Source organism: Arthrobacter sp. Leaf69 (assembly GCF_001422645.1).
Classification (GTDB): domain Bacteria; phylum Actinomycetota; class Actinomycetes; order Actinomycetales; family Micrococcaceae; genus Arthrobacter.
The window spans coordinates 140,248-155,098 of sequence record NZ_LMLR01000011.1 but is presented as its reverse complement, the minus strand read 5'-3'; the positions used below and the strand labels follow the sequence as shown (position 1 = coordinate 155,098).

General features: G+C 68.3%; 11 protein-coding genes. 8 read left to right on the top strand and 3 right to left on the bottom strand.

Annotation, left to right across the window (positions count from 1 at the left end):
• Positions 1–11: 11 nt before the first annotated feature.
• Positions 12–974, bottom strand: a complete 963-nt coding sequence (locus tag ASE96_RS10165) for a sugar-binding transcriptional regulator (RefSeq protein ID WP_056429560.1) — start codon at positions 972–974, stop codon at positions 12–14.
• Between the two features lie 125 nt (positions 975–1,099).
• On the opposite strand from ASE96_RS10165, the gene ASE96_RS10160 reads away from it, so the two are divergent.
• The 8 genes from ASE96_RS10160 (at position 1,100) to holA (ending at position 13,426) form a co-directional block, all read left to right on the top strand.
• Positions 1,100–2,884: a glycerol-3-phosphate dehydrogenase/oxidase gene (locus ASE96_RS10160; RefSeq protein ID WP_056429559.1), complete on the top strand. Its 1,785-nt coding sequence runs from the start codon at positions 1,100–1,102 to the stop codon at positions 2,882–2,884.
• 159 nt (positions 2,885–3,043) lie between these two features.
• Positions 3,044–3,793: an MIP/aquaporin family protein gene (locus tag ASE96_RS10155; protein ID WP_056429557.1), complete on the top strand. Its 750-nt coding sequence runs from the start codon at positions 3,044–3,046 to the stop codon at positions 3,791–3,793.
• A gap of 51 nt (positions 3,794–3,844) precedes the next feature.
• Positions 3,845–5,359 carry a glycerol kinase GlpK gene (gene glpK / locus ASE96_RS10150; protein ID WP_056429555.1) on the top strand — a complete coding sequence of 505 codons (1,515 nt, stop codon included), beginning with the start codon at positions 3,845–3,847 and terminating at the stop codon, positions 5,357–5,359.
• 382 nt (positions 5,360–5,741) lie between these two features.
• Positions 5,742–8,282, top strand: a complete 2,541-nt coding sequence (gene leuS, locus ASE96_RS10145) for a leucine--tRNA ligase (protein WP_056429553.1) — start codon at positions 5,742–5,744, stop codon at positions 8,280–8,282.
• 82 nt (positions 8,283–8,364) lie between these two features.
• A complete protein-coding gene (locus tag ASE96_RS10140; RefSeq protein WP_200913036.1) occupies positions 8,365–9,417 on the top strand; it encodes a DegV family protein in 1,053 nt (350 codons plus the stop codon).
• A 248-nt stretch (positions 9,418–9,665) separates the two neighbouring features.
• Positions 9,666–10,460 (top strand): helix-hairpin-helix domain-containing protein, encoded by a 795-nt coding sequence (locus ASE96_RS10135; RefSeq protein WP_235500198.1) that lies wholly within the window; start codon positions 9,666–9,668, stop codon positions 10,458–10,460.
• 12 nt (positions 10,461–10,472) lie between these two features.
• Complete coding sequence (locus ASE96_RS10130; RefSeq protein WP_056429548.1) at positions 10,473–12,479, top strand: ComEC/Rec2 family competence protein; 2,007 nt, start codon at positions 10,473–10,475, stop codon at positions 12,477–12,479.
• Complete coding sequence (gene holA / locus ASE96_RS10125; RefSeq protein WP_056429546.1) at positions 12,413–13,426, top strand: DNA polymerase III subunit delta; 1,014 nt, start codon at positions 12,413–12,415, stop codon at positions 13,424–13,426. The genes ASE96_RS10130 and holA overlap by 67 nt, the downstream gene beginning before the upstream one ends.
• 172 nt (positions 13,427–13,598) lie before the next feature.
• Here holA and rpsT read toward each other — a convergent pair whose 3' ends face one another.
• Both rpsT and ASE96_RS10115 read right to left on the bottom strand, forming a co-directional pair.
• Positions 13,599–13,859: a 30S ribosomal protein S20 gene (rpsT, locus tag ASE96_RS10120; protein WP_024365662.1), complete on the bottom strand. Its 261-nt coding sequence runs from the start codon at positions 13,857–13,859 to the stop codon at positions 13,599–13,601.
• A 175-nt stretch (positions 13,860–14,034) separates the two neighbouring features.
• Positions 14,035–14,628, bottom strand: coding sequence for a type II toxin-antitoxin system PemK/MazF family toxin (locus tag ASE96_RS10115; protein ID WP_056429544.1), 594 nt, complete (start codon positions 14,626–14,628; stop codon positions 14,035–14,037).
• Positions 14,629–14,851 lie beyond the last annotated feature (223 nt).

The following is a 14,851-nucleotide window of genomic DNA, read 5'->3' as shown; positions in this document are numbered from 1 at the left end:
GCCAGTCGGGTTCACGCCAGGCCGTCGAAGCTGACAAGCCGCCGGGCGCTGGCCTCGTCGAGGATCAGGTCGGTGGCCAGTCCCGCGGCGAGGGCGCCGCGGAGGCCGTTGAACTTGGAGGCGCCCGACACCACGCAGATCCTCCGGCGCACCTGGCGAAGCTGCGCGAGGTCGGGGCCGGTGGAGCGTTCGTTCAGGGTGATGCCGTCCGAGGAACCATCGGCGCGGAAGAACACCGTCGCCACATCGCCCACGACGTCGGAGTTGGCCAGGATGTTCAGGTCATCCTCATCGAGGTAACCGCCGGCGTACACGTGGCTGGGGTAGTCGGCGTCGACCGATCCCACACCAAAAATCGCAATGCTCATGCGGGCCTGAAGCTCAAGGATCCGTTGCACACTGCGCTCATTCCACATGGCCTTCTTGGTCGCGGCGTGGTCGAAGAACGCCGGTACCGGGAACTGTTCCACCCGTGCGCCGTAAGCGCTGCCAAAGCGCCGCATGATGTCGGAGGCGTAGGTGATGCCAGTGGTTTGCATGTTGCCCGCGCCGTTGAGCTGGACGATCACGCTGTCATGGGTGATCTTCCGGGTCAGGTGCCGGCTGACGGCGCTGAGGGTGGAACCCCACGCGACGCCGATGATGGCGTTGGAATCCACCAGCGGGCCGATGGTGCGTGCTGCCTGCATGGCCACGCGGTCCAGTGTTTCCGCCTCATTCAGCGTGTCCACGACCGGAACAACGTGCACATCCACCTTATATTCGGCGCGGATCATGCTCGCCAGCTCGGGGCCGGTGTCCAGCGGACTCCGGATCTGGATCTGCACCAGCCCCGATTCCCGGGCCGAGGACAGCAGCCGCGAAACGGTGGACCGGGACGTCCGGAGCTCCCGCGCGATGGCGTCCATGGTCAGGTCCTGCAGGTAATACAACTGGGCCGCGCGGAGGGCGTCAGAGTGGCGTGAGGGTGTCATCCCATTTCCGTTCTGCACGTTTGTGCATAGTGCTTGACTCCATTTTCCATTACTCCAAAGAATAGTGTTGAACGGCGCCGCGCCAAGGGGCGCGCCGCACAGGACGAACCCCAAAGGAGTAGTTCTTGGGACAGAAGGATTTAGCCCGCAACCAGGCATCGGCCGGCGAGCGAGCATCGGTGCAGAAGCTGCGGACGCGGCCCCACGCCCAGGTGCTGATCATCGGCGGCGGCATCAACGGGGTGGGCACGTTCCGGGACCTGGCCCTGCAGGGTGTGGATGTCGCCCTCGTGGAGCGCGGCGACTACTGCCAGGGAGCCAGCGGAGCCTCCTCGCACATGATCCACGGTGGCATCCGGTACCTCGAGAACGGCGAGTTCCGCCTCGTCCAGGAGTCGGTCGTCGAACGCAACCGGCTGCTGCGCATCGCCCCCCACTACGTCAAGCCGCTGCAGACCACCATCCCCATCTTCAGCACGTTCTCCGGAGTCCTCGCCGCTCCGCTGCGTTTCCTGACCCACAAGCAGCAGGGCGCGCCCAAGGAACGCGGGGCGTTCCTGATCAAAGTGGGGCTGAGCCTGTACGACTTCTTCTCCCGCGACGGCGGCACCGTGCCGCGGCACCAGTTCCGCGGCCGCAAACGTGCCCTGGCCGAACTGCCGCGGCTGCACCCCGGGATCAAGTACACCGCCACGTACTTTGACGCCTCCGTCCACAACCCGGAGCGGCTGACCCTCGACGTGCTGCAGGACGGCGAGAAGGCCGGCGCTTCAGGCGCGAGTGATGCGCGGGCCAGCAACTACCTCTCCCTCGTCTCCGTCAAGAACGGTGCCGGCGAACGGGGCACCGGGAGCACCGTGAAACTCCGGGACGAGCTCACCGGTGAAGTCTTCGACTTCTCCGCGGACGTCATCGTCAACACCACCGGCGCCTGGGTAGACCTGACCAACGAGGCGATGGGCTCGGCGTCGGCCTTCATGGGCGGCACCAAAGGTTCGCACATCGTGCTGGACCACCCGGAACTGCTGGCCGCCTGCAACGGCCGCGAGATCTTCTTCGAACACACCGACGGCAGGATCGTACTGATCTACCCGATGGGGGACCGGGTCCTGGTGGGTACCACCGACGTCGACGCCGACATGGCAGAGGACGCGGTGTGCACTGAATCGGAAATCGACTACTTCTTCGACCTCATCGGCCACGTCTTCCCGGATATCACCGTGGACCGGGACCAGATCGTCTACACCTTCTCCGGGGTCCGCCCGCTGCCCAAGCACGACGCCACCCAGCCGGGCTTCGTCAGCCGTGACTACCGGATCGAGCGCCGCGCCGGTGCCGGGCAGGGTGGCGGCGCCGCCGCCGTGCTCAGCCTCGTCGGCGGGAAATGGACCACTTTCCGGGCCCTCGCCGAACACCTGAGCAACGACGTCCTCGCCGAACTCGGCATGCCGCGGAAGGTCTCGACGGCGAAACTCGCCATCGGCGGCGGCGCCGGCTTCCCGGACAGCGAGGACGGCGTGCAGCGCTGGATCAAGGCGCACATGGCCGCCGGACGTGACGCGGACCGCACCGCCGGGCTCCTGACCCGCTACGGCACCCGGGCCGGGGACGTCATCAACTTCCTCGACGCCGCCCCGGACCGGCTGCTGCACTCGACCCGGGAACTGAGCGTCCGCGAGCTGGAGTTCATGGCCCGGAACGAGCAGATCGGGCACCTCGTCGACGTCCTGATCCGCCGCACGTCCCTCGCCTTCAGGGGACTGGTGACCGGCGAACTCCTGAACGAGGTTGCCGAGATCCTCGCCGGCCCGCTGGGCTGGGACGCGGCAACGCGGACCTCCGAGATCACCCACGCTCAGGAGGTGCTCAAGCGATTCCACGGCGTCCAGGTCCACAGCCTGGTCTCCTGAAAGACCTCGGCGGCCGGACGGGGGACGTCCGGCCGCAAGGACTGTGTGGTTCCTCTGGGGGAACCGGCACAGTTGCCGGCCGGCGGCGCCAACGCGGCGCCGGCCCAACAGCCCTTCAAACTCGCGAGGGGCTGACAACAGAAAATAGAGGAGTCAAAGATGTCTCTTGGAATAGTTTTCCTGTCCGAAGTATTCGGTACCGCGATGCTGACCCTGCTGGGTTGCGGCGTTGTGGCAAACGTTGCACTCAAAGGCACCAAGGGCAACAACGGCGGGTTCCTGATGGTCACCTGGGGATGGGGCATCGCCGTCTTCTCCGGCGTCTACGTCGCCGCGATGTCCGGGGCCCACCTGAACCCCGCCGTTACCTTCGGCCTGCTGCTCAACGGCAAGACGGAGTACGCCCCCGGCGTCCCCGTCGACGCCGTCTCCACCCTCACCTACTTCGGCGGGGAACTGCTCGGTGCCTTCCTCGGTGCCGTGGTGATGTACCTGGCCTACAAGCAGCACTTCGACGCCGAGCCGGAACCCGCCAGCCAGCTGGCGGTCTTCTCGACAGGCCCGGCCATCCGCTCCACCCCGTGGAACCTGATCACGGAGATCATCGGCACCTTTGTCCTCGTCTTCGTCATCCTGACCTTCGGGGGGACACCCTCGGGACTTGGCCCGCTCGCAGTGGCACTGCTCGTTGTTGGTATCGGCGTCTCCCTCGGTGGTCCCACCGGCTACGCCATCAACCCTGCCCGTGACCTCGGCCCGCGCATCGCCCACGCCCTGCTGCCCATGAAGGGCAAGGGTTCCTCGGACTGGGGCTACTCCTGGATTCCCGTCGTCGGACCGCTGGTCGGCGGCGGCCTGGCCGGTCTCGTGGCAGCAGTCGTGCCGATCATCGCCACCGCAGCTGCCTAACCCACCTTCTACGCACTCATTCAACAGCCAGCCCAAGACAAGGACGTCAACATGAACCAGTACGTAATCGCTATCGACCAGGGCACCACCAGCACGCGGGCCATCGTGTTCGACCACAGCGGCAGCATCGTTTCGTCGGGCCAGATGGAGCACGAGCAGATCTTCCCGCAGGCAGGCTGGGTGGAACACGATCCCACCGAGATCTGGAACAACACCCGTGAGGTCATCGCCGCCGCCCTGTCGAAGGCGAACCTGACCCGGCACGACATCGCGGCGGTCGGCATCACCAACCAGCGCGAAACCGCGGTGGTCTGGGACAAGACCACCGGCAAGCCCATCTACAACGCGATCGTCTGGCAGGACACCCGCACCCAGCCGATCGTGGACGAGCTGGCCAAGGACGGGGGGCCGGAGCGCTTCAAGCAGAAGGTTGGCCTGCCGCTGGCCACCTACTTCTCCGGTACCAAGATCAAGTGGATCCTGGACAACGTCGAGGGCGCCCGCGCCAAGGCCGAGGCCGGGGACCTGGTGTTCGGCAACACCGACTGCTGGGTGCTGTGGAACCTGACCGGCGGGACCGACGGCGGCGTCCACGTCACGGACGTCACCAACGCCTCGCGGACCATGTTCATGGACCTCGACACGCTGTCCTGGGACCAGGAGATCATGGACGCGTTCGGTGTTCCGGCCTCCATGATGCCGGCCATCAAGTCCTCCTCCGAGGTGTACGGCACGGTCCACACGTCCCAGCTGCTGCGTGAGGTTCCGGTCGCCGGCATCCTGGGCGACCAGCAGGCGGCGACGTTCGGCCAGGCCGCGTTCGAGGCGGGCGAAGCCAAGAACACCTACGGCACGGGCTGCTTCCTCATCTTCAACACCGGCGAGGAAATCGTCCACTCCAAGAACGGGCTGCTGACGACTGTTGGCTACAAGCTCGGCGACGCCGCTCCGCACTATGCCCTGGAAGGCGCCATCGCCGTCACTGGTTCGCTCGTGCAGTGGCTGCGTGACAACCTCGGCATGATCAGCAGCGCCCCCGAAGTGGAGACGCTGGCGGCCTCGGTCGAGGACAACGGCGGCGTGTACATTGTGCCCGCGTTCTCCGGCCTGTTCGCTCCCTACTGGCGTTCCGACGCCCGCGGTGCGATCGTCGGCCTGACCCGCTTCGTGAACAAGAACCACATCGCCCGCGCGGCGCTGGAGGCTACCGCCTTCCAGACCCGTGAGGTGCTCGACGCCGTCAACGCGGACTCAGGGGTGCCCCTGACCGAACTCAAGGTCGACGGCGGCATGGTGGCCAACGATGCGCTGATGCAGTTCCAGGCGGACATCCTCGGCGTTCCGGTGATCCGGCCCAAGGTGGTGGAGACCACCGCGCTGGGTGCCGCCTACGCCGCCGGGCTGGCCGTCGGCTTCTGGAAGGACCTGGGCGAGTGTTCAGCCAACTGGGCCGAGGACAAGCGCTGGGAACCGACCATGGAACAGGCCGAGCGCGAGCGCCAGATGCGCCTGTGGAAGAAGGCCGTCACCAAGTCCATGGACTGGGTCGACGAGGACGTGAAGTAGCCCGACGAGACGATGCCTTCACTGTTAAGGGGGCCCCGCCCGCTTCGCGGACGCCCGAAGCCGCTCCCGGGCCCCCTTAACAGCTCGGCATATCCCCGCCGCCCGATTCAGCCGCTCGTGTCGACTTACCTGTCGTCAGTGGGCGGTGCGCTAAAGTAGTCCTATGCGTGCGATCCTCCTGCTTAGCTAGCCGCCCGGCATCCCGACGAGAACTCGGATTGCCGTGCGGCAGCCCCTCCGTGTCGAGGGGCTTTTGTGTGTCTGGACCCGTTGGGCGGACGGCAGGGGAGCGGGCAGGGCGGGACAGCAGCCTTGGCCCGGGAGATTTATTGGCACAAGACTTGACGGTACATAAGGCTTGACAGAACAGAAGAGGCCAGCAGTGAGCGTTCAGCCGGAGACAGAGACCGGAACAGCAGCAGCCGCAGCGGAAGCACCCGAGGAAGGTGCCTACAGCTTTGCGGCGATGGAAGCCAAGTGGCCGCAGGTCTGGGAAGACCTCAAGGTCTTCACGCCCGTCGATGACGGGTCGAAGGAGCGGCGGTACGTGCTGGACATGTTCCCGTACCCCTCCGGTGATCTCCACATGGGCCACGCCGAAGCGTTCGCGATGGGCGACGTCGTCGCGCGCTACCTGCGCCAACAGGGCTACGACGTGCTGCACCCGATCGGCTGGGATTCCTTCGGGCTGCCCGCCGAGAACGCGGCCATCAAGCGCAATGCGCACCCCAGCGAGTGGACCTACGCCAACATCGACACCCAGGCGGCCTCGTTCAAGCGCTACGCCATCTCTGCCGACTGGTCCCGCCGGATCCACACCTCCGATCCGGAGTATTACCGCTGGACACAGTGGCTCTTCAAGCGCTTCTACGAGCGCGGACTGGCGTACCGCAAGAACTCCCCGGTCAACTGGTGCCCCAACGACCAGACCGTGCTGGCCAACGAACAGGTGGTCAACGGCGCCTGTGAGCGCTGCGGCACCCCCGTCACCAAGAAGTCGCTGAACCAGTGGTACTTCAAAATCACCGACTACGCCGACCGGCTGCTCGATGACATGGACGAGCTGCGCGGCCACTGGCCCGAGCGCGTCCTGGCGATGCAGAAGAACTGGATCGGACGCTCCGAAGGCGCGCACGTCAACTTCGTGATCGAGGCCGACAGCGGCAAGCCCGCCAAGGACGTCACGGTGTTCACCACCCGCCCGGACACCCTGTACGGCGCGACGTTCTTCGTCGTCGCCGCGGACGCGCCGCTCGCCGTCGAACTGGTCACCGAAGAGCACGCCGCCGCCCTGGACGCGTACCGCGAACAGGTCAAGGCGCTCACCGAAATCGAACGCCAGTCCACGGAGCGGGAGAAGACCGGCGTCTTCACGGGCCGGTACGCCACCAATCCGCTCAACGGGGAGAAGCTGCCCGTCTGGGCCGCCGACTACGTGCTGGCCGACTACGGCACCGGCGCCATCATGGCCGTCCCGGCACACGACCAGCGCGACCTCGACTTCGCCCGCACCTTCGACCTGCCGGTCCGCGCCGTGCTGGACACCGGCGAGGAAGACCCCGCGGTCAGCGGCACCGCAACCTCGGGCGAGGGCACCCTGATCAACTCCGGCGCCCTGGACGGACTGCCCAAGGCCGACGCCATCCCGGCCGCCATCGAGATCCTGCAGCAGCAGGGCACGGGCGAGAAATTCGTGAACTTCCGCCTGCGCGACTGGCTGCTCAGCCGGCAGCGCTTCTGGGGCACCCCCATCCCGATCATCCACTGCCCCTCCTGCGGCGAAGTCCCGGTCCCGGACGAGCAGCTGCCCGTCACCCTGCCGGCGGATCTCCGCGGCGAGGACCTGTCCCCGAAAGGCACCTCACCGCTGGCCGCCGTCGAAAGCTGGGTCAACGTCGAGTGCCCCAACTGCCACGGCCCGGCTAAGCGGGACACGGATACCATGGACACGTTTGTGGATTCCTCCTGGTACTTCCTGCGCTTCGTCTCACCGCAGTTCACCGACGGCCCGTTTGATCCGGAGAAGATCAACGACTGGATGCCGGTGGGGCAGTACGTCGGCGGCGTGGAGCACGCCATCCTGCACCTGCTCTACGCCCGGTTCTTCACCAAGGTCATCCACGACCTCGGCATGATTGACGCCGACGAGCCCTTCAGCGCGCTGCTGAACCAGGGGCAGGTGCTCAACGGCGGCAAGGCCATGAGCAAGTCCCTGGGCAACGGCGTGGACCTCGGCGAGCAGCTGGACAAGTTCGGCGTCGACGCCGTGCGGCTCACCATGATCTTCGCCTCCCCGCCGGAGGACGACGTCGACTGGGCCGACGTGTCGCCGTCGGGCTCCGCGAAATTCCTGGCCCGCGCCTGGCGCCTCGGCCAGGACGTCACCAGCGAACCCGGCGTCGACTTTGCCACCGGCGACCGGGCCCTGCGCACCGTCACCCACCGCACGATCGCCGACGCGGAAGCGCTGCTGGACCACAACAAGTTCAACGTGGTGGTGGCCAAGCTCATGGAACTGGTCAACGCTACGCGCAAGACGATCGACCGAGCCGACGCAGCCAGCGGCGCCGGCGGCGCCGACCCGGCCGTCCGCGAGGCCGTCGAAACTGTCGCGGTCATCCTGAGCCTCTTCGCGCCGTACACGGCGGAGGACCTCTGGAACGTGCTGGGACACCCTGCCTCCGTGGCCAACGCCGGCTGGCCGACGCACGACGAGGCCCTCCTGGTGCAGGACACGGTCACCGCCGTCGTTCAGGTCCAGGGCAAGGTGCGGGACCGCCTGGACGTCTCGCCGGAGATCGGCGAGGACGAGCTGCGCGAACTCGCTCTGGCCTCGGACAACGTCCAGCGCGCCCTCGACGGCCGGGGGATCCGCACGGTGATCGTGCGGGCGCCTAAACTGGTCAACATCGTCCCGGCCTAGCCGGGACCCGGCCGCCGGTTTCGGCCGGCGGCCGGCCACCATCGCGTGCCTGACAGCAAGCGCAGACAGCAGGAGGTGCTTCGTGCCCCACCGCGACCCCGCAGGGTGGCCGTGGCTGAAGGAGCGCCTCAGCGGGTTCCGTCAGGCCACACGGCCATTCGCCGTCCGCGGAGCGGCCCCCGAAGCGGTGCCCGCCGCCGTCGTCGTGCGGACGGCCGTGGTCACGGACTCTGCTGCGGCACTCCCGTCTGACTGGGTCCGGGGCTTGGCTGTCGACGGGCGCCTGACGGTTATTCCGATGCCCGTCATGGTCGGAACTGACATCTATGGCGAGGGTGAGGACGACATCGCCGATACGATCGCCGTGGCCCTGGCGAGTGGCAAACCCGTCAAAACGTCGCGCCCGTCGCCCGGGCAGTTCGAACAGGCCTACCGTGCGGCCCAGCGGCACGGGTACGAGTCCGTCGTATCGGTCCACATATCCGGGGAATTATCCGGAACGGCGGATTCGGCCCGCCTCGCCGCGGCCCGGGTGGATTTCCCGGTGGAAGTTGTGGACTCGCGCACCGTGGGCATGGCGCAGGGGATGGGTGTGCAGGCCGCCGTCGCCGCCGCGGCGGACGGCAGGACAGCGGCGGACGTGCGGGACTTCACTGAGCAACGGCTGGCCCGCACCAAGGTCTACTTTTATGTGCCGAGCCTCGAGCAGCTGCGGCGGGGCGGACGGATCGGCGCCGCGGCCTCGCTCTGGGGGACCATGCTCTCCATCAAACCCATCCTCGCGGTGGAAGACGGCAAGGTGGTTCCGCTCGAGAAGGTGAGGTCGGCGGCGAAGGCCATCGCCCGGCTCAAGGAGATCGTGGTGGCCGACGCCGCCGCCCGTCCCGAGGGACAGGCCCGGCTCGCCGTCCACCATTTCGGCAACCCGGCCGAGGCCGAACAGCTCGCAGCGCAGCTGGCCGACGCCGTCCCCGGCTGCGCTCCCGTGCAGATCAGCGCCCTTCCGGCCGTGCTGGCTGCCCACGCCGGCCTCGGCGTTCTGGCCGTGATCGTGGGGGAGGACAGCGCCCCGCTTCCCGGAGATGCCGGAGTTGGCAACGCTCCCGCCGTTCCGGAAACCCCCGCCTGCCCCTAGCCCGCCGGTCCCATGCCCGGCGGTCCCTTGCCCGGCGCCTCGCCCCCCGGCCCCTGGCGCCTCCCGAGGTATCCACATAGGCGCCGGTACCCCTGATCTGTGCGCCCCATGCTTCGTACGATGGGCACATGCCGCGCCACCATCCGGGAGTTCCGCCCAGTGCTGATCGGGCCAGTGCTGATCGGGCCAGTGCTGTTCGGCCCAGTGCTGATCGGGCCAGTGTTGATCGGGGCAGCGCCGGCAGCAGGTTGTCTGCGGCCGTTGGCTCCGGGTCCGGGCTGCTCGACGCGACGCCGTTTGTTTCCCCTGCCACGAGCCGCGGCGACCCGTCTCCGCACGATCCGCCGCCACCCAGCCGAATCAGGTGGCGCACCGGCCGGCGCGCCGCTGCCCTGCTGTGCCTGTTGGCCTTGGCGCTCCTGGGCTGGTTCTGGTGGCAGACGGCCAACGGCGCAGCGGAAGTAGCCCCGCTAAGCTCCATGAGCGCCGAGGCCACCGACGTGCAGGCGCCGGAACCTGAAAGCGAATCCATGGCCGGCACGGACGAATCTCCCGGCAAAGCCGAGGGGGAGACTCCCGGAAACGTCATCGTGCACGTGGCCGGTGCGGTTCGGCGTGCCGGAATTGTGGAGTTGCCGCGGGGGAGCCGCCTGCACGAGGCCATCGAAGCGGCGGGCGGCAGTGCCCCGGATGCGGACTCCGACCAGCTCAACCTCGCGGCTGTCCTCGAAGACGGGCAGAAGGTCCTGGTACCGCGGAAAGGCGAAACCCTGCCGTCCGGGGCTGCCCCCGCGGGTGGCACGGGCGGCGGGGGCGGTCCGTTGGGCCCTGACGGATCTTCTGCCGCGGCGGGAAAGATCAACATCAACACTGCCGGCGTGGAGCAACTGGCAACCCTGCCGCGCGTGGGTCCGGTGCTCGCGCAGCGGATCGTCGAGTGGCGGGGCCAGCACGGGAAGTTCCAGCGGGTCGAGGAGCTGGATGCCGTGGACGGGGTCGGACCCAAGATGCTCGCGGCGCTGCTGCCCCTGGTCCGGGTCTGAGGAGAAGGACAGATGAAACGGCACAGCCGCTGGCAACGGTACATCGACGCCGCCGTCAGCCGGACCCCCGGGACCGTCGCGCCACCGGGCGGAGGCCAGCCCCGGCGCAGGCCACGGCACGACGCCGGCCGGTACGGCCGCTGGTTATGGCTTCGTCACTGGCTTGCGTCCTTCGCACTCCTGGAGCGGGCAACCCCGGCCCGGGAGGAAAAGCTCCGCAGGATGGATGTGCGCCTGGTCCCCTCGGCATTGCTGGTGTGGGCCGCGGCGGCTGCGGGGCATTACCTGCACCCCGCGCCACTGGCGACGCTGTGCCTGGCCCTGGTGGTAGCCGCCTCGGGACTGTTGCTGCTCCGGGGGCCTCCCGGCGGCGGCCCCGGCGGAGGGCCGGACGGCGTGGGTGGCAGGGCTGACGGCAGGGCTGGCGGCGCGTACATCCCCTTTACGGGCACTGTCCGGCGCAATTTCCCGGCGACCATGGCTGTGGCCCTGCTCCTCGGCGCGGCGGCGGGCGGCCACGCCGCGGTGGACACGTCCCGCCGGCACGACGGTGCCGTGGCCGGATACGTCGCTGCGCAGGCCGACGTCGCCGTGGAAGTGGAGATAGCCGGTGCGCCCCGGCGGCTCAGAACGGTGGGCCGTTCCGGGCTCGCGGACCGCTGGGCAGTGCCGGCGAACCTGATCGAAATGCACGTTGACGGGCGCCGCGTCCGCGCGCAGGCCACCCTGCTCGTTATGGGCGGCGCCGGCTGGGACCAGGCTGCCCCCGGGCAGCGGCTCCGCACCACCGGAAAGCTCTCGACTCCCGAGCCGGGCCAGGCTGAAGCGGCCATCCTCTCGGCAAGTTCCGCGCCGCTGATGCTCTCGGTGGCAGGGCCCTCGCAAACGGGCCCGGCCGCCCTCCGTCAGGATTTCACGGCAGCCGCCGGACACTTCGACGGGGACGCCCGCGGCCTCCTGCCTGGCATGGTCACCGGCGACACCAGCTCCCTCGATGCCGAGTTGGACGCTGCCATGAAGACGGTCGGAATGACCCACCTGACCGCCGTCAGCGGCGCCAACTGCAGCCTCATCCTGGGCGTCCTCCTTGTCGCCGCGCGCAGTCTGCGGTTCAGCCGGGCGCTTACGGAGGTCCTCTGCCTGGCGGGGCTGGGCCTTTTCGTTCTGATGGTCGGCCCGGACGCCAGTGTTCTCCGGGCAGCCGTGATGGGCGCCATCGGTCTGGTGGCACTGGCCGGCGGCCGTCCCGGACGGGGTTTGAGCTTCCTGTGCCTCGCCGTGATCGGGCTGGTGCTGGCACAACCGGAGCTGTCCACCAGCTTCGGATTCCTGCTGTCCGTCCTCGCTACCCTCGGCATCGTGGTGACGGGCCGGCCGATCATGACCTGGTTCCCGGAAGCCGTGCCGCGCTGGATCGCCGCAGGGATAGCGGTGCCGCTGTCCGCGCAGGCTTTCTGCGGCCCCGCGATTGTCCTGCTGCAGCCTCAGTTCTCCGCGTACGCGCTGCCCGCCAACATGGCCGCGGCCGTCCTCGTTGCCCCGGTCACCCTGCTGGGGACCGCGGCCGTGCCGTTGGTGCCGCTGGTCCCGGCCCTCGCCGCCGCACCGTTGGGCATCGCGGCGGCCTTCGCCACCGGCGTAGGAGCAATCGCGCGTTTCTTCGCCGGACTGCCCGGCGCCGTCCTGCCGTGGCCGGAAGGTGCATTCGGCGCCGCCACGATGTCCCTCTTCTCCGCCTGCACACTAGCCGCCTGGTGGTTGCTCTTCCACCCGGCCCGCACGGCCGCTCTGGCCCTGGCGGCGCATGGATGGGTGGTGGTGTGGCTCGACGGCAGATTGCACCGCCGCGCCGGCCCCTCGGCGGCGCCGGCCGGGGCCGCGTCCGGCTTGGTGCACCGCCCGGGCCGTGGCAGGCTTAGAGTCTGCAAACAATCTTCCGGGAGGAAACCTCAGTGGCTGCTGCCCAGACCCCACGCGCCCGGTCCGCCGCGTCGAACACCGCCACCTGGCGCGACGTGACCCCGGCCGCCGTTGTGCTGGTCGGCGGACCGGAAGACTATCTGGGTTCCCGGGCCATGGACCGCGTCCGTTCGCAGGTCCGCGCCGCAGCTCCCGACGTCGAAGTCACGCGGCTCAACGCCGGCAACTATGAGCCAGGCTCCCTGGCCATGAACGTCAGCCCCTCCCTCTTCGGCGAGCAGAAGCTCATTGAGGTGGAAGGTCTGGAGGCTATGAACGACGCCTTCCTGGCCGACGGACTCAAGTACCTCAAGCAACCCGAACCTGACGCTGTGCTGGTCCTCCGCCACAGCGGCGGCGTGCGCGGCAAGAAACTGCTCGACGCCGTCAAGGCCGGCGGGTGGCCGGTGGTGGACTGCCAGCCCCTGAAGAAGGACGCGGACAAGATCGCCTTCGTGACCTCCGAGTTCAAGGCCGCATCCCGGCGCATCGATCCCGACGCCGTGCACGCCCTGGTCAACGCCGTCGGCGCCCACCTGGCCGAGCTGGCTGCCGCCTGCAGCCAGCTGATCGCCGACGCCTCCACCGGGGTGGATTCCGCCATGGTGGACAGGTACTACGGAGGCCGGGTGGAAGCCACCGCCTTCAAGGTGGCCGATGCCGCGATGGCCGGCAACGCCCCGCTGGCGCTCTCCACCCTCCGCCATGCCCTCGACACCGGGGCGGATCCGGTGCCGCTGGTGGCCGCCCTGGCTTCGAAGCTGCGCACGCTCGCGAAAGTTGCCGGGGCCCAGGGTTCCTCGGCACAGATTGCCAAGCAGCTGGGCATGCAGCCCTGGCTTGTCGAGCAGGCGCAACGTGAAGTGCGGCGCTGGACTCCGGAAGGCCTCGTCCGCTCCATCCAGGTGACCGCCGAGGCTGATGCCCAGGTCAAGGGCCTGTCCCGGGACCCGGTCTACGCCGTCGAACACGCCGTGACGGTGATTGCGACGTCCGTGCGCCGCTGACGCGGTGCGTGCAGCCCGGGTCCGCGATTGGTGGGGGGACGGGTTCCGCAAATGAATCTGCAAGCGTTCCGCGCGTAGCGGATGCTGCGCCACACAACGTGGGCTTTAACTGGAAGTGGCCGGCACCCCAGGGGTGCCGGCCACAATCATCAGTTCGAGTGAACTGGAAGCCTTAGAGCGCGTTGACCTTCTTGGAGATGGCCGACTTGCGGTTTGCAGCGTTGTTCTTGTGGAGAACGCCCTTGCTGACAGCCTTGTCCAGCTTGCGGCTGGCGGAAAGCAGTGCGGCAGCCGCAGCATCCTTGTCGGTGGACTCAACGGCGGTGTTGACGGCGCGGATGGCCGTCTTCAGCTCGGACTTGACTGCGTTGTTGCGCAGGCGTGCCTTCTCGTTGGTGAGGATGCGCTTCTTCTGGGACTTGATATTAGCCACGTGTGAACTCTCTTTTTCAATGCGGAAAATGGTCTAGAGGGCTTTCAGATTGGCCATTGACTGAGCGGCGTGGGGATACCTATGGCGACCAACCATCTGTGGCCGTCGACCTGCACGGACACACAGCTGTCAATAGTAGCAGAGACGGCGGCAGCGTGACGATTGTGCGGGCCGGTCAGCGCCAGCCGTGGCGGGACTTCAGGACGGCGGCGATGGCGCTGAAGCGGCCGGCGTCGAGGATGGCGCCCTCGCGCCGGACGTCCCGCGGGTCGATCTGAAGGATGCGGTCCAGTTTGGCCTCGCTGGGGCGCCACTGCCGGTCCCAGGGACCAGTCCCGATGTCCACGTAGTCGTCCGCCCGGCGCGCGTCGCCGTCGTGGTCCTTGCTGGTGAGCATCAGGCCAAGCAGATAGCGGCCGCTGGTGCCCACCAGCAGCACCGGACGGTCCTTGCCCCGAGAGTGGTCCTCCTCATACGGGACCCAGGTCCAGACCACCTCGCCCGGTTCGGGGCGGCCGTTGGGGGAGGGGGCGTAGCTGATCTTCGCCGTTCCGCGGAAGTCTCCAGGGTACGTGCCGGTCAAGCCGACGACGGCGCCGCGCCCGGCGCCCGGGCGCCCGCCGGTCTTCGTGCCCGACCGTCCGGGCTGGGCTTTCGTGCGCGACGGTCCGGCCTTGCCGGAGCCGCCGGGGGCGGTGCCGCTGCGCCCTTCCAGAAAGCGCAACGTGCTGCGGACTGCATTGCCGATCGAGCGTAAGTTCCATGCCATGGGAAAACCCTACCGCCAGCCGCCGTCCGGCAGCTGGCGGTAGGGCCAGCCCCGCGGGGGCGAACACAGCGCGCGGTCACAGCGGCGGACGCAGGCGCGAAAACAGGGCGCGAAAACAGGGCGCAAACATAGGGAGGCAGCATGCGGCACCAACCCAGGACAGGAACCCGGGGCTCGAGGAGGGTCCGCAACGAATCGGGGGATGCACTCCCTCGGGTCCGGA